Here is a 19,052-nt window from a genome sequence, read left to right as displayed (position 1 = left end):
GATCTGTTCCAGTTACTCAACTGTTGCAGTTTATTCGCGGTGTGCGTGCAGGTCTGCAAGAAATTCGAGTATCGCTGCGCTGGTCTGTTCCGGCGCCTCCTGCTGTACCCAGTGTCCGATACCGGGAATCAGCAGCACGCCCTTCAGTTCCGGGATTACAGGCTTCATCATGCCTTCCAGATCTGCCTGCGTCGCACCTCCGATCACGATGTCCTTGTCTCCGGCGATAAACAGAGTTGGCACACGGACGCTGGCGCCTGCGAGGTTTTCGGTGAGCTCCCAGTTCCGCCCGATGTTCCGGTAGTAGTTCACGCCACCGCGAAAACCGGCGTCTTCAACCTGGCTCACGTAGTAATCCAGATCCTGCTGAGTCAGCCAGTCGGGCAGACCCTTCGCGGCACCGAGACGGGGAATCCAGCCACCAGCGGCGCGCTTCGGGTCGGTTACCTCCGGTGCCTCTCGGGGGGAGTCCGGTGAGAGGTAGAGGCGACTCAGCAGGCCGCGCGGGTCGGCATCGTACTCGGCTTCTGCAACCCCGTTGGGCTCATTGTGGTAGAGAATATAGAAAAAGTTGTCACCGACCCGGGACCGCATGCCCGCCATCGGAGGATTCGGCGCGCGGCCGCCGTAGGGGACGCTCATGATGATGAGTCCATTGAACCGCTCCGGATGCAGCAGCACGCTGTGAGTCGCGACCGGTGCACCCCAGTCGTGGCCCACCATGGTTGCTTCGGTGACTGCAAAGGCATCCAGTATCCCGACCATGTCCGCTGCCAGAGTCACCAGGTTGTAATCTTCTTCCGGTCCGGGCGCGTCACTTGCCCCGTAGCCGCGCATATCCGGCGCCAGCACACGATAACCGGCAGCTGCCAGGGCGCGTATCTGATGACGCCAGGAATACCAGGATTCGGGCCAGCCGTGTGCGAGCAGGACAACAGGTCCTTCGCCCATTTCGGCGACGCGCAAGCGGATACCGTTGGAATCGACGAAGTGCATTCTGATACCGGGCAGCAGAGTCTCTTCGATGGGTACTGCGGTGGCAGCGGCGTCTTCAGCCGGCGCGGCCGCGGTGTCGGGTGCCACATTCGGGGTGGGCCCAGGATCGTCAGCACCACAGCCGGTGAGCGTCAGTGCAGAGAGCAACAGGAATGGGAGGAGGGTGGTCGTCGGCAGCCTCTGATTCTGCATGAGATGCTCCAGATAATCATGAGTATCCGATCGAGTCACCCCGAGCGGCGATCACGGTCTCAGGGTAATGGAAAATGCCTTCCAGGATAAGCGACCGTCTCTTCAACGTGCTCGCCAGTTTTGAAAGGTCCACCCTGCAGAAATTCGACCGGCCCGTCAGAGACTCGCTGGGCTATGAGAATGGTCAGAATGGCGCAGATGAGAACGCCCGCCAGACCGGCGCAGGAATACTTCAGCAGAGCTGGGACCATGATTGTCTCCGGGTTCTGGTCAGATTGAACAAAATGCACCGCTACTCCCGTTCTCGCGCTCATCTTCTTTACACTGCCGTTTCTCGAATCAGGAACATACTGATACCCGGGCTTGATCGAGCAACCATCGTGCCAATCAGAAACCCGTGTGGATTCATCGGGTTGGCGCCGCAGCGGCTGAGCGATCGGGCCGATTTCGCCAATCGTTGGTGGAATTCGTCGGGACCGGTGAGTAGAGCGTTCACAGGAGAATCGAATATGACCAGCCAGTCTGAAAAGTGTGATCAGTTCGCGGCGCTGCACAGCCAGGCGGATGCTTTCATCATCCCCAACCCCTGGGATGCGGGCTCCGCGAAAATCCTGCAGGAACTGGGCTTTAAGGCGCTGGCCACGACCAGTGCAGGGTTTGCGTATTCGCTGGGTCGAACGGACGGCAAACCCACACTGGAAGAGAAGCTCGCACATTGCCGGACGCTGGCCTCTGCTACCGATATTCCTGTGAACGCAGACTTCGAAGATGGCTTTGCGGACGATCCCGAAACGGTTGCCACGAATGTACTGCGGCTCCTTGAAACCGGCGTCGCCGGTGGTTCCATCGAAGATTTCAGCCGCAGCACGCGCACGCTGTTCGGCCGGAATCAGGCAGTAGAGAGACTGCAGGCTGCAGCTGAAGCGATCGAGAATTCAGGTCTGGCCTTTCAGCTGACCGCGCGAGCTGAGAATCTGCTGCGGGGGGTAAATGACCTCGATGACACCATACAGCGGCTGCTCGCATACCAGGCCGCCGGCGCGCATGTGCTCTACGCCCCGGGAATCCGCACCCTGAAGGATCTGCGCACGGTCACCGGCTCGATTCAGCGGCCGTTCAACGTGCTCGGCGTGTTCATGCCCGATGCGTCACTGCAGGATTTTTCGGCGGCGGGTGCGAAGCGTGTCAGTGTGGGCGGCGCGCTGACCTGGGCTGCGGTGAAACCGCTGCTCGATGCGGGTCGGGAAATGCTGGACCAGGGCACTTTCGGCTGGATCCGGAACACGGCCCCCGGGGCTGAGGTGAATCGCCTGCTCCAGAGCGACGTGCAGAGATAGCTGCGTCTTCAGAGTCGCTCCAGGAACCCCCGGAGCGAAATGGCTTCCTGGGGATGCCGGCCGTCTCAGTCGGGCAGGCCGAGCACCCGTTTGCCGATGATGTTGCGCTGGACCTCATTGGTGCCGCCATAAATGGTCGTGGTGCGACTCCACAACCACTCCCGGGTGGCTTCCAGCTCATCCGGCTCGTAAATTTCCTTGTCCCAGCCCACCCCGCGAAAACCCATCAGATCGCGTTTCAGGTCCGCGCCATCCCGCTGCAGGGTGGCCCCGACCAGCTTGAAGATCGAAGTGGCATCTCCGGGTGTGCGGCTCGACTTGTTCTCTTCGGTGACCCGCTTCACTGTGAGGCGGAAGGCTGCCATGTCGAGGTTGTAGCGCAGCACCTTGTCCCGGGCTGCTGTGTCTGTGATCCGACCTTTTTCTTCGCCGATGTACTTGCGCGCCGTGTCTACCAGTTCGCGTCCAACGTCGCGCCGCGGTCCGCCGCTCAAGCCGCCGATACCGGAGCGCTCGAACTGGAGCAGGCGTTTGCCGATGGTCCAGCCCTTGTTGAGCTGACCCACCAGATCGGTCTTGCTGGCGATCACGTTGTCCAGGAAGGTTTCGCTGAAGGGCGAGTTGCCGCTGATCAGGCGGATCGGTCGTACGGTGACCCCGGGTTGATCCATGCTGAAGAGCACAAAGCTGATCCCTTCGTGTTTTGGCGCATCCGGATCGGTGCGCACCAGCGCGAACATCCAGTCGGCTGTCATGCCACCCGAGGTCCAGATCTTCTGGCCATTGATCAGGAAGTTGTCGCCCTGATCCTCGGCGCGGGTCCGCAGCGAGGCCAGGTCTGACCCGGCGCCTGGCTCGGAATAGCCCTGACACCACTGCACCTCGCCGCGCACGATCCTGGGCAGGTGACGAGCCTTCTGATCCTCAGTGCCGAATTCGAGCAGAGTGGGTCCGATCATGCTTAGACCCATGCCCATGAGCGGTGGACGGGCGCCGATCTTTGCCATCTCCTCCTGGAGTATGCGGGCTTCTGCGGCTTTCAGACCGGCACCGCCGTACTCGGTGGGCCAGGTTGGCGCAGTCCAGCCACGCTCGGCCATGCGGGACAGCCAGAGGGCGACATCGGGCTCGAGCTCCACCTTGGTGCTGCCGGTCGCGAACTGACCAGGACCCCGGGCGCCTTTCGGGCAGTTGGATTCCAGCCAGGCCCGGGTTTCCTCTCGAAATGCTTGGTGCTCGGACATCGGATCGTTCCCCTGATTTATCTATGGCTGAAGTCTAACGCCATCACAGGCGGGACTGCACGGCCGGGTAGCGCTAACCGGGTAGGCGGCCGGCGCTTCGCAGCACGATCAGCGCGTCCAGAGTCACCCAGGGATTCATGCGCTTTCTACCGGTAGGACCCCAGTCGACGAAGTCGTGGCCCAACGCGACTTTCCCGGAGGTTCTGTAATATTTTTTCTCCGCCGGCCACCCACCTCCGGGTAACTGCTTGTCCGCGAGCAGTACGAGCGCCGGAACACAGCGGGGATCCTGAATGAAACCTGACTCTGCCAGCACCTTGAGGCCGTGCAGAAAATCGTAGTGCCAGTACAGGGGATAGTGGAGCAGAGTGAATTCGGCTTTCATCACACTACCATCTGTCTGCCTCGAGAACAGATGACGTTTGAGAAAAATCTCGCTGGCGAGACCGGCGGCATCTCCGGCGCGGCGGTCGCTGTACAGTTGAGCGTACAGCGCCAGCGCCCGCAGAGGCAGGATGGATTCCATGAAAGAGGAGTGCGCGGCGTCCGGGTTCTTGTCGCAGTTCCAGCCGCCGTCCGGCCACTGCCAGTGCAGAAGCCGTTCGACGAACTCATGGGTCTTTTTACCGGCAAGGCCGAGCCGAAGGATCGACCAGAGTGCATTCGCCTGTTGGGAGGCGCAGCGCCGATGTCGTCCCTGCATGACGGGTACACCGTTTCGTCGATATGCCATCGGCTTCGATGGTGCTTCAAATTCTTCGAAGTAGGTCTCGGACAACCATTGCTCCTGCAACTGGTCTCGAATCGGAAGCAGGCTGCGATCACCGCCCGGATAGCCGGTATCGGCTAGGGCGGCCATAATCCAGTGTGCGCCCTGCCACTTTGCGTAGACGCCAGAAGGTGCAGTGATGCGACCGTCCGCCTGCTGATTCTGCAGCAGGCAGCGTGCAAGGGCGGATTGCCTGATCTCTGCCGTAAGGCGCTTGAGTGGTCTGCTGGTGGGCGACTCGCCGAGGATGTGTAGTCTGGTCTTATAACGGATGGAAGGTTGACTGGAGGACAGCAGAGTATCGATAACTGAGTCCAGTTCGATAATCTTCAGTTCGGGTTGGGAAGCTGCCACCACGCCTCCTGGGGTGAGTGGATACCCAGCACCATACCGGCAGAAAACGTTTAAATGAACAGCGGGACAGCAGAATTCCTGGGGGACTGTTTAATGGCATGGTCAGAATGAAGAAGCGACGGGAGGGGAGAGAACCCGGCGGCCTGCTGTTCTGGCTGGATACCCGCAGATGTACAGGAAAGGCTGGAGCGGGAGTTCTTCCGGCCGTTCAGAAAGACGGGTCAGTCAGGTCGTTTCAACTCGAACAGTTCCCGTACCACGCAGTAATCGAAGTAGCCGAGGCGGGCTACCGGCGCGAGTGCCGGGGTATCGATGCGGCCGTCCTTGATGAGCGAATCGTTGATGTGAATGCCGACGACGGTGCCGATCACCAGATGGCTGCCACGTCCACCGGGTTTCGAAGGCAGCGCAATGATGTCCCAGACTTCGCATTCGAGTGCGGCTCGCGCCTCTGCAACGAAGGGCGCGTTCACCAGCCGGGATGGCGCGGACGTCAGGCCTGCCAGTTCGAATTCATTGACACCATGGTCCACTTCCCGGGAGGTTTCGTTCATCGCCCGGGCGAGGGATTCCGAAACGATGCTGGCGGTGAACTCTCCCGTGGAGCGGACGTTGGCCAGTGTATCCTTCGGACCACCACCGGTTTTTTCATTGGGTGCAAACACGACCAGCGGAGGATCGGCCGACACCGCGTTGAAGTAAGAGAATGGAGCAAGATTCACCTGCCCGGTAGCGGACAGGCTGCAGATCCAGCCGATCGGCCGCGGTGCGATCAGGGCGTTGAGTGGATTGTGTGTGAGGGGCGCCGGTCGCACATTCTCCCGGGGGTCAAAGAACATCAGGCATTCGCACGATTGGTGGCAAAACCTTCGTCCGTGCCCAGTATGCGCGCCGGCCGGGCAAGGTCTTCCTGCCAGAGCAGAGATTCCATGTAAATGTTGAGTGGCTGATCCTGAATGGTCAGTTCGTACACGGGTTCATCGTAGGACGCATGGTTGTGCACCGCCCAGCCGGGAGCCGACACCATGAGGTCGCCGGCTTTCCATTCGTAGCGCTTCCCTTCAACCCGGCTGTATCCGGAGCCATGGAAGTAGTAGTTGATGGCGGAGGAGACGTGCCGGTGAGGTTTGTCGACAATGCCTGGCGGTCGGATGGTGATTGTGGAAAAGAAATTTGGGGTGGTGCCATTGAACCTGTCGGTACGCGGATTGAAGAGCAGATACAGGCGACGCCCCTGGTAGGTATCGCCCAGTGCGGCCAGCTTGTCGAGTTGCTCTTTTACGGTCTTCCACGGCCAGTGCAGGCAATTTGAAGGCACAGCGCGTGGGCTGATCAGTGTTTCATACGGCATCAGTGCGGCGCCGTCTTCCCCGATTGTAAAAGTAGGCAGTGGAGCGGAGTCGATACGTTCTGCTTCGTCCGTCTGAGTAATCGGCTTCGGGTCCTCTTCCACAAGATGCACGCGCATCATTTCGAGCAGTGCCGCGTTCGAGTAGGTCAGCCGGACCTGCAGATCACTGCCATCATTGATGTGCCGGTAGGTGGCGTAGGAGGGATGATTCCAGGCATCGTACTGCTGGAAGGCGATCGTCCTGTCTCCGACCACGGCTCGACCGCTGCCGCGTATGCAGAAATTCACCTGGGTCGAATTGTGTCTTACGGGCACGGTTTCCTCACCCGGCTTCAGAACATCCAGGGTTACCCGCACGCCCGGTGTGAGTCCTCTACCCGGTGTAGGCGCACTGGGATGGATGAACATCGTCTGCCGTCGGCCATTCGCAGGCCGTGGCAGATCGGCCAGCATCTCGATCTGGGTGTCCATCATTTCTTTCGTGATGGTGACCGGTGGCCAGTCCTTTGCGGGTTTGGCTTTCGAAGGATCACCGATCCCGTCGCACTGACTGGAAATATTCAGGAGAATCGGCCTGGGATCTGCTCTGTCTGCCATGGCTGCGGGTCTACGGGGGTTTCAATATCCTTTGATACCAAAGTATTATTCTGTTCGTCAACAATCCGGCACCGGAAGACGATGAACGACCAATCCAAGTTGATCTGGCCGCCAGGTGGCATTACCGAAGTGCCCTATCGGATATATTCCGATCAGGAGATTTTTGAGCGGGAGATGGCGCGGATCTTCTGTGGAGAGGGCTGGGCCTATGTGGGTCTGAGCGTCGAGATCCCGGAGATCGGCGATTATCTGGTCAGCCAGATCGGTCAACGCTCGGTCGTGATCACCCGTGGTCAGGATGGTCAGATCAGCGGTTTTGCGAACCGCTGCGCCCACCGTGGTGTCAAGATCTGTCGCCAGAGCAAAGGCAATACACGCTTTTTTGTCTGTCCCTATCATCAGTGGTCCTACGATGCCCAGGGCGGTTTGCGGGGTGTGCCGTTCATAAAGGGCGTCAGTGGCAAAGGCGGTATGCCTGCGGACTTCGACCGGGCGGCGCATAGTCTGCCGCGGCTCGCGATCACCGTGCACAACGGTGTGATTTTCGCGTCTTTCAACCAGAATCCGCCGCCGTTTGAAGACTATCTGGGTAAAACCAATCTCGCCTATTTCAATCGTGTGTTCGACGGCCGCGAGCTGCGGCTGCTGGGTTACTCACGTCAGCTCATACCCGGCAACTGGAAGCTGATGTTCGAGAACATCAAGGACCCATACCATGCGTCTCTGCTGCACGTGTTTCTGGTGACCTTTGGCCTGTTCCGCGCAGATCAGGATTCACAGGTCGCCATGGATGACAGCGGAGGGCACGCACTGCTTATCTCCCGCCGTGGAGAGCAGCGCAGGACCAGTGCCACAAAAGACATTGCCAATCTTCGCGAAGACTTCGTACTCAGTGATCCGAGGCTGCTAGATCCGGTCAAGGAGTTTCCGGACAACGCCACTGTGGTCATGCAGACCCTGTGGCCGAATCTCATCGTGCAGCAGCAGTCCAATACTCTGGCGATGCGCCAGATCCGTCCGCGACACCCGGGTGCGTTCGAGCTGGCCTGGACGTTCTTCGGCTATGCGGATGATGACGAAGCCATGATTACGCGGCGACTGCGTCAGGCCAATCTCATGAGTTCTGCCGGCCTCGTGTCCGCAGACGACAGCGAGGTGATCAAGCTCGCCCAGGACGGCGTCACCCAGTATTCCGATGATCGGGGTGTGCTGCTGATGGGTGGCACCGGGCGGGCGGACGAAAGCCATATGGTCACAGAAACTGCTGTGCGTGCATTCTATGATCACTATCGCAGGGTGATGGAACTGTGAATCTGGATCCGGGTGCGCAGCGGGAACTGGAAGACCTGTACTTCCGCTATGCCGGGCTGCTCGATGATGGTCCCCTGGAGCAGTGGCCGGAACTGTTCAGCGAGGCCTGCATGTATCTGATTATTCCAAGGGATAATTTCGACCAGGGCCTGCCGCTGGCAATCATGCGTTGTGAGAGTCGAGGGATGTTGCAAGACCGGGTGCGCTCGGTGCAGGAAACCATCATGCACGAACCCCGCTACCTGCGGCATCAGATTACGAACATCGCCAGCTCGGTGCGCTCCAGCGGTGAGATCGATGTCACAGCAAACTATGTGGTGTTCGAAGTCCTGCACGATGAGCTGCCGAAAATTCTCAGTGTCGGCCGCTATCTCGATGTGGTGGTTAGAAACGCGGAAGGCAGCATGGAATTTGCGGAAAAGCGTGTGGTTTACGATTCGGTGCTGGTACCCAACACCATCGTGTACCCGCTTTAGGAAACCTCGATGTTGACCGCAGACCAGATCAGAAATGCCGCTGAAGCTCTTGAAGCGGCCGAACGTGAACGCCACCAGATCAGACCCGTCTCTGCGGATTTTCCCGATATGACAATGGCGGATTCCTACGCGATCCAGGATGCCTGGATGGGTCTGAAGTACGCTGCGGGCGAAAGCCTGCGTGGACGCAAGATCGGATTGACCTCCCGTGCCATGCAGGTCGCAATGAAGATCGACGAACCGGACTACGGCACCCTTACCGACAGCATGCTCTTCGATGACGGTGCCAGCCTTGAAGCGGCACGATTTACCGATCCCCGGATCGAAGTGGAGCTGGCTTTTGTATTGAACACCCGATTGCAGGGTGACCGGCTCACACCCTGGGAAGTTCTCAAGGCCACGGATTTCGTTGTGCCTGCACTGGAGCTGATCGCCGCGCGCAGTTTCCGGGTGGATCCGCAGAGCGGGCGCACCCGCACAGTGCTGGATACGATCGCCGACAATGCCGCTGCAGCCGGTGTAATTCTCGGAGGACGACCCATCCGACCCATGGATGTGGATCTGCGCAGAGTCAGCGCACTGTTGTATCGCAACGGGGTGATTGAAGAGACCGGTGTTGCCGCCGGGGTGTTGAATCACCCGGCCAACGGCATCGTCTGGCTGGCCCGGCGTCTTGCCGCTCACGACATCGGACTCGAGGCCGGCCAGGTGATTCTGGCCGGCTCCTTTACCCGACCTGTTGCCATCCTGCCCGGCGATACTTTCCATGCGGACTATGGTGAGCTGGGTGCGATTTCCTGCCATTTCGATTAGTCGCCGATGCGGATAGTCGCTGCGAGGGAACGTACGGTGGGGCTGGAAGGAGCCATTGCCAACGCGATGGTGAGTTTTGCGGATCACACGGTTTCGCTCGTGGCACTGATCACCGATCAGCAGCGCGGTGGACGGCCTGTGGTGGGCTATGGCTTCAATTCCATCGGCCGGTTTGCACAGGGTGGCATTCTCAGGGAGCGCCTGTTTCCGCGGCTGCTGGGTGCTGATCCGCAGTCGTTGCTCGCTGAGGATGGCGGGCAATTCGATCCGGCGAAAGTCGCCGCAGCCTCGATGCGCAATGAAAAACCTGGTGGTCATGGTGATCGTGCCGGTGCTGCGGGGGCTGTAGAACTTGCGGTGTGGGATCTGAACGCGAAACTCAATGATGAACCTGCCTATGTGAACATCGCACGCCATGCCGGACGTTCCCTGGAGCGGCGGGGTGTGTCGGTCTATGCAGCGGGCGGCTACTACTACCCCCAGGATTCCCTGTTGCGCCTGCGCGAGGAGCTGAAGGGCTACCAGGCGCTCGGTTTCGACGCTTTCAAAATCAAGATTGGCGGTGCCCCCCTGACACAGGACATGGCGCGGATAGAGGCAGCCCTGCAGATTTGCGGTGCCGGCTCGCGGCTTGCGGTTGACGCGAACGGCCGCTTTGGACTCGAAGAAGCACTGGCCTGCGGGCGTGCGATTCAGTCGCTGAATCTGCGCTGGTACGAAGAGCCCGGCGATCCCCTGGATTACGAACTCAATTGCACCCTCACCCAGGCTTATGACGGCGCGCTTGCGACGGGCGAGAATCTCTTCAGCCTTGCGGATTCACGCAACCTCATCCGCTACGCCGGCATGCGCGCGGGTAAGGATGTCTTTCAGATGGATCCGGGTATCAGCTACGGTCTGACCGAATACGGGCAGATCCTGGCGACGCTGGAGGCAGCAGGGTTTGATAGAAAGCAGTGTTACCCGCACGGCGGCCACCTCATCAATCTGCACATCGCCGTGGGCCTCGGTCTCGGTGGCTGTGAAGCGTATCCCGGGGTCTTTCAGCCTTTCGGTGGCTATTCGCCCGAGTGTCGAATCGAGAACGGGCAGGTATGGCCCGGCGATGCGCCGGGTTTCGGTCTCGAGCAGAAGCCGCAACTGCGCCCGCATCTGGCGGCGCTGGTCTGAGATGCCCGCTGAAAGCAGGCAGAGGAGTGCAGTGAAATGCGGATAGCCGTGGTGGGTTGCGGTGCCATGGGGTCCATCTATGCCGGGTTGCTCGGCTCCGCCGGACACAGTGTGCTCGCCATCGACACCAATCAGGCCCATGTCGATGCCATCAACGCCCGGGGTCTGCGAGTCTCCGGAGCCAGCGGGGACCGGCGGGTCGTGATGCGCGCGTACAGCCGGCCTCCGGGCGCTCAGCCTGGTGCCGAGGTCGATCTGCTGATCATCGCCGTAAAAGCCGCCCACGTCACCGCTGCTGCACAATCGGCGCGTACACTGATCGGAGCGGAAACGCTTATTCTGACCATCCAGAATGGCCTGGGCAGTTCCGAGGCTGTGGCGGCCGTGGTCGATCCGGATCGGCTGATCGTGGGGGTAGCCCAGGGCTTCGGTGCATCGTTGCCGGAACCGGGACACGCCCACCACAATGATATGAAGGCGATCCGCATGGGTGCCTATGCGGGGCTGCCGCATGCGGAGGTAGCACGGGTGGCGGGTGTCTGGCGTGAGGCAGGATTCGACGCCGAGCCGGTAACAGATATCGCAGCGATGCAGTGGGAGAAGCTGATCTGCAACGTTGCCTACAGTGCACCCTGCGGGTTGACGGGGATGACGATCGGAGAAGCCATGGACCACGCGGATGTGGGGCCGGTGAGCCGTGCCGCCGCCGCGGAAGCCTATGCTGTGGCGCTCGCCCGGGGAATCTCACTCGGGTTCGATGATCCCATCGCTCATGTTCGTGCCTTTGCGGCGCGCATGCCCGATGCGAAACCCTCCGTGCTTCTCGATCTGGAGGCGGGTCGGGTCAGCGAGGTCGGTGTGATCAACGGTGCGATTCCGCGGGAAGCTGAGAAGGTCGGACTCCAGGCACCGGTGAATGCGACGCTGACGGGCCTGATCAAAGCACTCGAGGATCAGTACAGGAAAAAGGGGAAAACCCATGAAGCTTGAAGTAGCACTGCTGGAAGCAGACGCACAGCGACGAGCGGCCATGATTGCAGGCGACGTCTCTGTACTCGACAGATTGCTCAGTGATGACCTGATCTGGACACATTCCTCAGGAAAATCAGATTCGAAAAGCGCCTTGCTGGAGGCGATCGGCTCGCGCGCGGTCGTCTACACAGCGCTGGAGGTGACCGATGTGCGCGTGTCGGCTCATGGCGCTATTTTTCTCTGCCACGGCACCCTCCAGGGCAGCGCGAGCAGAAACGCTGTGGCGAAAAATCTCAGCAGCCGCTTTCTGAGTGTCTGGAAGCATGAAAGCGGCACCTTCGAACTGCTCGCCTGGCAGTCGACGGGAATCTGATCAGGCGTCGCCTGGAGACTTCAGCGACCGGACGCTGTATTCGCAAGCCGCCTGTCCCTGCGACCGAACGCCTGGCGCAGCCGGTCGAGTCGACCCCTCGAGATCCGGTAGCGGAAAATGATGAGTATCGCGCCGATATAGCAGGCCGACGGCAGCAGCCCGATGGCATAGCGCAGGGCATCAATCTGTTCGGGTCCGTTTTCCGTGCGCGGATCGAAGCCGAACAGCCCGAGCAGAGGCAGGGAGATACCGACCGCCAGTGCCTGGGTCGTCTTCGAACCCAGCGACCATACCGCCATGTACGAACCGGCAACGGTTTCACGCCGCCGGCGGGTGGCAATCTCGATCACGTCCGCCTTCATCGACAGGGACAGCGCCACGAAATTTCCGCCGGCAAAACCGATGACTGCCGTGATGAGCACAAAGGGCACGATCTGACCGGGGGACAGCAGCAGATAGGCAGGGGTGACAAACGCCATGATCAGAGTGCCTGACATCCAGGCTTCCCGCTTGCCGATCCGGTGCGACAACCAGACCCAGAAGGGCAGTCCGATGATGTTCACCGCGAAATACGCCAGCAGAATCGGCTGGGCCTGTCTCTCCAGTTCCATTGCGTAAGTGGTGAACAGCATGAACAGTGTGCCGATCATCGTGGTGCCCAGAGACATCAGGGTGAAGCCGAGGAACAGTACCAGGAAGTAGCCGTTCGACAGCATCGATCTCAGATTGCGGAGCACGGGCTGGTGCGCGGGCAGAACCCTGACCCGCTCCGGAAGCTTCCAGACAGTCAGTCCGATCAGCAGCGGCAGCAGCACCAGTACCATGCCACCGATGACCGTCAGCGCTTCGCTGGCGACGCCACCGTAGCCGAACAGCTGGGACGCAGCCACAGGTACCAGCAGCACGCTGATGTTGCCTGAGAAGCCGAAGGCCTGTCGCCAGCCGGTGATCCGGGTGCGTTCATCAAAGTCGTCTGAAAGCTCTGCCCCCCAGGCGTAGTAGGGAATGTTGATCATGGTCCAGCCGAACCACAGCAGCATCGACCAGACCAGCAGATAGGTGTTGCTCACCGGGCCGGAGGGGGAGAACAGCTGGAAGGCGGCCAGCATCATCATCGGCGTACCGGCGAGCATCCACACCTTCCGCTTGCCGAAACGCGATCTGGTTCGGTCACTCAGTGCGCCTATCAGGGGGTCTGTAACTACATCGCTGATACGGGCCACCATCAGCAGCAGCCCGATATCCGTGAGGCTCAAACCCAGATCCCGGGAGTAGAAGAAGGGCAGATAGAGCGAGATCGGAATCACTGCCAGATAAACGGCAAACTCCGGAAGTCCGAACAGTACGAGTTGCGATCGACTCAGTCGGGGCTGGTCATCCGATCTCACGTTGCAGCAGGACCCGGCTCATGGGCGGACCCCTTGGATTGCTTTGTCCCATTGCCCAGTATTTCCTGCAGCTCAGCGGCGCTGGAGATGTCGGGCCCCCAGTCCGCGTCGAGTGCCGCCCGCATGGCTTTTACCCGGGCAGCACCGATGCGCTGCTCCAGCACCCGTTCGAGGTCGGTCATGGTGGTGAGTGCAAGGTTGCGCAGTTCGCTGGCGGCATCCGCCAGGCGATAGAGGCTGCGGCGGGGATCCCGGGCATCCGGCGTCGTCTCCATGATGCCGCCCTCGATCAGACCTTTGGCCATGTGATGCACGTTCTGTCGGGTCAGACCCATTTCCCTGGCGATGTCCGCAGGATTATCGATGCCCAGGGCAACGTGCATGATGATCATGGACTGGGTGCGGTGAAACGGCTGATAACCTTGTGAAGCCACCACGTTCTGCAGGCTGTTGTCGAACCAGTCCATAGCCTGGGTCAGTCCAGCCATGATTCTGGCTGTGACCGGTCGCCCGGGTGTACTGTCTGCGACCAGCGACTGCCTGGGTGAGGGCTTTTTCATGACTTCCTGTTACCGCGGGCTGTAGCGTACGGGAAGCGCATGATACCCCTTGAACATGAGGCCGTTGCGCGGCACTGGATCACCGTCGAGCTCGAAGTCGTGCAGACGCCTGACCAGTCGTTCGAAGGCGATCCGGCCTTCCAGGCGGGCGACCGCCTGTCCTGCACACAGATGCCTGCCGGCAGCGAAGGTCAGGTGCTGGTCCGCATTCTTTCTGCTGACATCCAGCCGGTCCGGTTCTTCGAAAAGCCGCGGGTCACGGTTTGCGGCGGCCAGAGACAGGATCAGGATCGCGCCTGCCGGGATTGCGACCCCGTCCAGTTCCACCGGCTCGGTGGTCTGACGGAAGAGGACGTAGAGAGACGGGTCGAAGCGCAGGAATTCTTCGACGGCATTCCCTATCAGCTGCGGCTGCCGGAAGAGGCGGTCGAAATCACCTGGTGCATGCATCAGAGCCAGCAGGCCGTTACCCAGCAGATGGGTGGTTGTTTCGTGCCCGGCGAGCAGCAGGGTGATCGCCGCCCAGACCACTTCATCGGAACTCAGGTGGTCTTCCTGCTGGTGGCGCAGCAGGAGACTGAGCAGATCGTCTCCCAGGTCGCTTCTGCGCTCCTCGACGAGTGCCCGCAGAAAATCGAACAGACGCTGAGCGGCGTCCCCGGCGTGTGCCAGCTCTTCGGGTGAAGCGGAGAGCTCCAGCCCCGCGAGCATGGCCGCGGAACCCTCACGCAGCACTTCGTGGTTGGTGGCAGGGATTCCGAGCATCGCGCAGATCACGGCCACCGGCAGAGGGTAGGCGAAGTCATCAATGAAATCGCCGCGCTTTTGTTGCGCCATTCGGTCAATCAGAGAGTCGCAGGTAGTGGTCACGAAGTCAGTGAGCGCGGTGACCTTCTGAGGTGAAAAGGCGCGCATGATGGCCTTCCGGAAACGGGTGTGATCCGGTGGATTCATCGCGATCATGTTGTTGTTGCCGAATTCGCGGAACGGGCCGGGTGGCTTCCTCGCGCTGGACCATGTGGTGGGGCGGGCAACCTTATCGTGGTCACGCAGTGCCCAGCGTACATCGGCGTGGCGGCAGATGAGGTAGCGTCCCTCGGACAGAGGCAGGACAGGCTGCTCCCGGAGCAGGCGCTGGTAGATTTCGATCGCGTTGTGCCGGAATTCTAAAGAGGTGGGTTCGGGTATCTCCAGCATGGGCTTGGCCTCGACTGTCTCTGCAGATTCCGGCATGACCATCCGTCGATGTCATGCCGTCGACACACACCCTGGCTGTTAACAGCCAGGGTGTGTTCGGGTTCGCAGAGGCTAGTGGAACCGGTATTGAGCCTGAAGTGTCAGCGTTCTGCCCACACCTTCTGCGACGAAGTTCGAGCCGGCCACCTCGTAGGCGTGCTGAATGATGCGCTTGTCGGTCAGATTCCGGCCGATCAGCGCTACTTCCCAGGTGTCGTCCGGCGTCGCCAGTGCGATCCGCGCATCCCACTTGGTGAAATCGTCCTGTTCTCCGTAAGGATGAAAATCCTGGCGAACATAGTAGTTCCCGGAGTAGTACATCGACAGACTGGAGGACAGGATGAAATCGTTGTTGATCTGCTTCTGCCAGTCGACACCCAGATTGACTTCCCACTTCGGACTGCGCTCGAGTCGCTTGCCGCTCAGATCTTCGAATCCGTTAACGCAGGTCGGGTCCTCGAAAGCGCCGCTTACATCGGCAACGATGCACTGTGCGCCCATGAACTCGTCGTAGGTCGCATCGACATAGCCCAGTGATCCGTGCAGCTGCACGTCCGGGGTGGCGAGAAACATCCCCTCCAGTTCGAAGCCCGTCACATCAGCGGATGCTGCGTTCTGGATGATGAACTGGGTGCCGTCGTAGGAGGACGTCTGGAGGTCGTCGAACTGCATCGTGAATACCGCAGCATTCAGCGAGGCACGTCCGTCGGCGAACAGAGCCTTGAGACCGAGTTCGTAGTTGGTGGCATCTTCGCCTTTGAAATCGAAGACCCCATTACCCTGGTCGAGGGTAACCCCCGCGAGCAGATCTGCGGTCGTTACTGTCGGCTGTCCGACATAGCGCTGGTAGTAGGCGGTATCGTTCTTTGCCAGCAGCTGGGTGCCGAGGTTGCCGTCGTTTGCCTTCAGACCGCCGGGCTTGGAGCCCGTTGAAATCGCGGCATAAACCATCAGGGAATCCGTCCAGTCGTACTGAATACGGATCGACGGGTCGAAGCTGTCGTCGTTGTACGTTTCCTTGAACAGATACTCGGGCGGCTGGTTGAAGGCGGCTGGTGTGTAGACCGGATTGATCAGATCAGGGTACGAAACCGGGAAGGAGTGGCCTTCGGCTTTCTGCTTCTCGTCTGTGTAGCGGGCATCGACGATGACACGCCACTGGTCTGTGATGTGCCAGGTGGTCTGGGCATAGACCGACCAGGTGTCGCTGTCCCGCTTGAAGTTGCGGTCACCGCCGACCGGTACCGGAGCCAGAAAGGCGGGAAAGAAACCGAAGGGTGAATGCTGCCGGGTCTTCGTGTCACTGGTGTGGTAGAGCACGCCGGCGATGTACTCGAATCTGTTACCGACCGGCGAGAGCAGGCGGACTTCCAGAGACTGCTGGTCGTAGTCCTCGGAGAGGGTTGTGTTCAGAAAATTCTCGGGCACCCCGTCCACATCGAGGTAGTTGTCGTAATCCAGATCCCAGTACCCGGCGATGACCGCCAGGGAGTGCTCGCCGAGCATGGTGTCGAATTGCGCGGTGAAGCCGAAGGAATCGGAGTTGTCGAATTCATCCTTGCTGGTGCCGGTGCTTACCCTGCGGGTACTGTCGCGGTCGTACTCCGGATTGGGATCTGCCGTGAGTCCGCCGAACAGACCGGGGCTGACCAGCTGATTGCTGCGCCCGTCCATGTCCGTGCTGAAGGTTTCCGCCTTCAGGTAAAGCATGGAGTCCTCATTGATGTCCCACTCGATGCTGCCCCGCACGGCGTAGGCTTTGGTGGAGGGCGCATCGTCGTGGCCGTAGGGGTTGGACATCCATCCGTCCACGTCCCGGTATTCTCCAGCGAGCCTGCCGCGCACGTTGTCCGCGATCGGACCGGAGACCATGGCCGAGGTGGTGTAACCGCCGTTTTCGAATTCGTAGCCGCCTTTCACGAAGCTTTCGAATGTGTCCGTGGGTCGCGCCGAGAACACACCCAGCGCACCGGCAATGGTGCTCTTGCCGAACAGTGCGCCCTGGGGTCCCCGGGCGACTTCCACCCGGCCCGGGTCGAGGTAGGCGGTTTCCAGACAGCGCGAGCGTCCGCAATAGATGCCGTCGCTGAATATGCTCACCGAGGAATCGAAGGCGAGGTTGGTCACGCCTGATCCGAGACCGCGAATACGCACGGCCCAGTTACCGAAGGTACGCTGGACAGTGAGATTGGGAACGAAACTCTGCAGATCCTGCAGATTGAAGATGCCGTACTGCTCGATGGTCTCTCCAGTGACAACGCCGATCGAAATCGGTACATCCTGGAGGCTCTCGGTACGTTTGGTGGCCGTCACAACGATTTCTTCGAGTACGGTATCGCTGGTACTTGCGAACAGCGGAGCCGCAAGACCCAGCATTGTCAGAATTCCGACTGCATGGCGCAGCGGACTTAAACCATTAACCTGCATTTTGATCTCTCCCGGTCAAACCTTAGGCAGCTAAGTACTTAAGCCGTCTTTATGTAACCGGACTCCGCTGCCTAGGTCAAATGGTTTTACACTGAAGGTCCGTTCTGCCCCGGTCACCGTGCTGCCCTGAGCCTTGAGGCGGGACGTTAATTGTGTAAAATCATTTGACGCCGCTAACACACTAAGCAACGCTCGCAGAAGGCGAATCAACTACTGCCAGGGGCCGGGGAGAGAAGAAAAATGCAGGAAGAAACGCTGCTCGCGCGGATTGAAGAACTCGTGCCCATGCTCGAGGCCCATGCCGCGGAGGCGGAGGCGGGCCGCAAACCGGTGGATTCGGTGATGCGCGCCATCGAAGAGACCGGCGTTTATCGTTACTTCGTGCCGAAGCGCTTCGATGGTTATGAATTCGGTATGGAAACCTTCATGAAGATCGGGCTCGCCCTCGGTGAGGGTTGCGTGTCGACCGCCTGGGTCACCACCTTCTGTATCGAGCACAACTGGCTGCTGGCGCTTTACAACCGCAAAGCCCAGGAAGACATCTTCGGCCGACAGCCGTACATCATCGCACCCGGTACGCTTGCGCCGAAGGGGAAAGCGACGCCCGTGGAAGGTGGCTATCGGGTAACCGGGCGCTGGGAGTGGGGTACCGGCGTCATGCACGCCGACTGGGCGCTGCTGGGTGCACTGACGCCGATAGCCGGGACGGACAAAATGGATCTGTGCATGTTTGCAGTGCCGATTTCCGACGTGGAGATCATCGATACCTGGAACATCGCCGGCATGGCAGGAACCGGCAGCAACGATGTAGCGGTGAGGGATATATTTGTACCCGAACACCGGGTGGCCAGCGTTACCAGTATGCGCTCGGGCGAAACAGAAGGGTCGAAGTGGCTCGATTCCCATCTGTACAAGATGCCGATGATGGCCGTGCTCGGCCTCACCGCAGCGGCACCCGCGGTTGGCTGCGCGAGGAAGGCGGTGAAACTGTTTCGCGCGCGACTCAAGGAGCGCATGGTCTATGGCACGACCACTGCCCAGGGTGAGAAGCCGGTAACACAGCACCGGCTGGGTCAGATTGCGGTCGCGGCTGAGAACGCGGAAATACTTCTGATGCAGCTCGCCCGGGAGACCGAAGAATGGGGTCGCAGCGGAATCGTCTGTCCGGACGCCGAGCGTGCCAGGCTTCGCGTACGGATCGGAGACGTCGTCCGGAAATCCCGGGACGTGGTGCGTGATGTGGTGGAAGCCAGCGGCGCACACGCGCATTTTCTCGACAATCCTCTCCAGCGCATGCTGCGGGACATGCACACGCTCTCCTGTCACACGGTGTTCGATCTGGACATCAGTTCTGAACAGTACGGACGCGTGCTGCTGGATATGCCGGTTTCCATGCCGGTATGAGAAGCCGGTATGAGAAGCCGGTATGAGAAGCCGGTATGAGAAGCCGGTATTCACCTGTGTCCGAATCGTTCCGCTGTGGCAA

18 protein-coding genes are annotated in these 19,052 nt (G+C 60.2%); 8 read left to right on the top strand and 10 right to left on the bottom strand.

What is annotated here, in order from left to right; genetic code table 11:
• Positions 1–30: 30 nt before the first annotated feature.
• Both R3E82_18865 and R3E82_18860 read right to left on the bottom strand, forming a co-directional pair.
• On the bottom strand, positions 31–1,188 hold the full coding sequence (locus R3E82_18865) for an alpha/beta hydrolase (GenBank protein ID MEZ5552951.1): 1,158 nt from the start codon (positions 1,186–1,188) through the stop codon (positions 31–33).
• A 59-nt stretch (positions 1,189–1,247) separates the two neighbouring features.
• Positions 1,248–1,478: a hypothetical protein gene (locus tag R3E82_18860; GenBank protein ID MEZ5552950.1), complete on the bottom strand. Its 231-nt coding sequence runs from the start codon at positions 1,476–1,478 to the stop codon at positions 1,248–1,250.
• 219 nt (positions 1,479–1,697) lie between these two features.
• On the opposite strand from R3E82_18860, the gene R3E82_18855 reads away from it, so the two are divergent.
• Positions 1,698–2,525: an isocitrate lyase/phosphoenolpyruvate mutase family protein gene (locus R3E82_18855; protein MEZ5552949.1), complete on the top strand. Its 828-nt coding sequence runs from the start codon at positions 1,698–1,700 to the stop codon at positions 2,523–2,525.
• Positions 2,526–2,590: 65 nt separating this feature from the next.
• Here the strand turns inward: R3E82_18855 and R3E82_18850 are convergent, their stop codons facing one another.
• From R3E82_18850 to R3E82_18835, 4 genes are all read right to left on the bottom strand, one after another.
• Positions 2,591–3,769, bottom strand: a complete 1,179-nt coding sequence (locus R3E82_18850; GenBank protein ID MEZ5552948.1) for an acyl-CoA dehydrogenase family protein — start codon at positions 3,767–3,769, stop codon at positions 2,591–2,593.
• A 73-nt stretch (positions 3,770–3,842) separates the two neighbouring features.
• The gene (locus R3E82_18845) at positions 3,843–4,892 is read right to left on the bottom strand and encodes a hypothetical protein (GenBank protein MEZ5552947.1); all 1,050 of its coding nucleotides are present in this window, start codon (positions 4,890–4,892) and stop codon (positions 3,843–3,845) included.
• Positions 4,893–5,113: 221 nt separating this feature from the next.
• Positions 5,114–5,731, bottom strand: a complete 618-nt coding sequence (locus R3E82_18840) for a flavin reductase family protein (GenBank protein ID MEZ5552946.1) — start codon at positions 5,729–5,731, stop codon at positions 5,114–5,116.
• The gene (locus R3E82_18835) at positions 5,731–6,840 is read right to left on the bottom strand and encodes a hypothetical protein (GenBank protein MEZ5552945.1); all 1,110 of its coding nucleotides are present in this window, start codon (positions 6,838–6,840) and stop codon (positions 5,731–5,733) included. Before R3E82_18835 ends, R3E82_18840 begins: the two co-directional genes overlap by 1 nt.
• Positions 6,841–6,921: 81 nt before the next feature.
• Here R3E82_18835 and R3E82_18830 point away from each other — a divergent pair, with 81 nt between their 5' ends.
• From R3E82_18830 to R3E82_18805, 6 genes are read left to right on the top strand one after another with little or no spacing between them, the layout of a single operon-like run.
• On the top strand, positions 6,922–8,151 hold the full coding sequence (locus R3E82_18830; GenBank protein MEZ5552944.1) for an aromatic ring-hydroxylating dioxygenase subunit alpha: 1,230 nt from the start codon (positions 6,922–6,924) through the stop codon (positions 8,149–8,151).
• Positions 8,148–8,627, top strand: coding sequence for an aromatic-ring-hydroxylating dioxygenase subunit beta (locus R3E82_18825; protein ID MEZ5552943.1), 480 nt, complete (start codon positions 8,148–8,150; stop codon positions 8,625–8,627). Before R3E82_18830 ends, R3E82_18825 begins: the two co-directional genes overlap by 4 nt.
• A gap of 9 nt (positions 8,628–8,636) precedes the next feature.
• Positions 8,637–9,440: a 2-oxo-hepta-3-ene-1,7-dioic acid hydratase gene (gene hpaH / locus R3E82_18820; protein MEZ5552942.1), complete on the top strand. Its 804-nt coding sequence runs from the start codon at positions 8,637–8,639 to the stop codon at positions 9,438–9,440.
• Between the two features lie 36 nt (positions 9,441–9,476).
• The gene (locus R3E82_18815; protein MEZ5552941.1) at positions 9,477–10,610 is read left to right on the top strand and encodes an enolase C-terminal domain-like protein; all 1,134 of its coding nucleotides are present in this window, start codon (positions 9,477–9,479) and stop codon (positions 10,608–10,610) included.
• A gap of 36 nt (positions 10,611–10,646) precedes the next feature.
• On the top strand, positions 10,647–11,600 hold the full coding sequence (locus tag R3E82_18810) for a 2-dehydropantoate 2-reductase (protein ID MEZ5552940.1): 954 nt from the start codon (positions 10,647–10,649) through the stop codon (positions 11,598–11,600).
• On the top strand, positions 11,590–11,955 hold the full coding sequence (locus R3E82_18805) for a nuclear transport factor 2 family protein (GenBank protein ID MEZ5552939.1): 366 nt from the start codon (positions 11,590–11,592) through the stop codon (positions 11,953–11,955). The genes R3E82_18810 and R3E82_18805 overlap by 11 nt, the downstream gene beginning before the upstream one ends.
• Before the next feature lie 20 nt (positions 11,956–11,975).
• Here the strand turns inward: R3E82_18805 and R3E82_18800 are convergent, their stop codons facing one another.
• The 4 genes from R3E82_18800 to R3E82_18785 form a co-directional block, all read right to left on the bottom strand.
• Complete coding sequence (locus tag R3E82_18800; GenBank protein MEZ5552938.1) at positions 11,976–13,343, bottom strand: MFS transporter; 1,368 nt, start codon at positions 13,341–13,343, stop codon at positions 11,976–11,978.
• Positions 13,340–13,903: a MarR family winged helix-turn-helix transcriptional regulator gene (locus R3E82_18795; GenBank protein ID MEZ5552937.1), complete on the bottom strand. Its 564-nt coding sequence runs from the start codon at positions 13,901–13,903 to the stop codon at positions 13,340–13,342. Before R3E82_18795 ends, R3E82_18800 begins: the two co-directional genes overlap by 4 nt.
• Positions 13,904–13,912: 9 nt before the next feature.
• Positions 13,913–15,136 (bottom strand): cytochrome P450, encoded by a 1,224-nt coding sequence (locus tag R3E82_18790; GenBank protein ID MEZ5552936.1) that lies wholly within the window; start codon positions 15,134–15,136, stop codon positions 13,913–13,915.
• Positions 15,137–15,211: 75 nt separating this feature from the next.
• Positions 15,212–17,566, bottom strand: coding sequence for a TonB-dependent receptor (locus R3E82_18785; GenBank protein ID MEZ5552935.1), 2,355 nt, complete (start codon positions 17,564–17,566; stop codon positions 15,212–15,214).
• 240 nt (positions 17,567–17,806) lie between these two features.
• On the opposite strand from R3E82_18785, the gene R3E82_18780 reads away from it, so the two are divergent.
• Positions 17,807–18,970 carry an acyl-CoA dehydrogenase family protein gene (locus tag R3E82_18780; GenBank protein ID MEZ5552934.1) on the top strand — a complete coding sequence of 388 codons (1,164 nt, stop codon included), beginning with the start codon at positions 17,807–17,809 and terminating at the stop codon, positions 18,968–18,970.
• Positions 18,971–19,052 lie beyond the last annotated feature (82 nt).

The sequence above is a fragment of the Pseudomonadales bacterium genome, assembly GCA_041395945.1.
Taxonomy (GTDB): Bacteria; Pseudomonadota; Gammaproteobacteria; order Pseudomonadales; family Azotimanducaceae; genus SZUA-309.
This window is presented reverse-complemented; position numbering and strand designations above follow the sequence as displayed.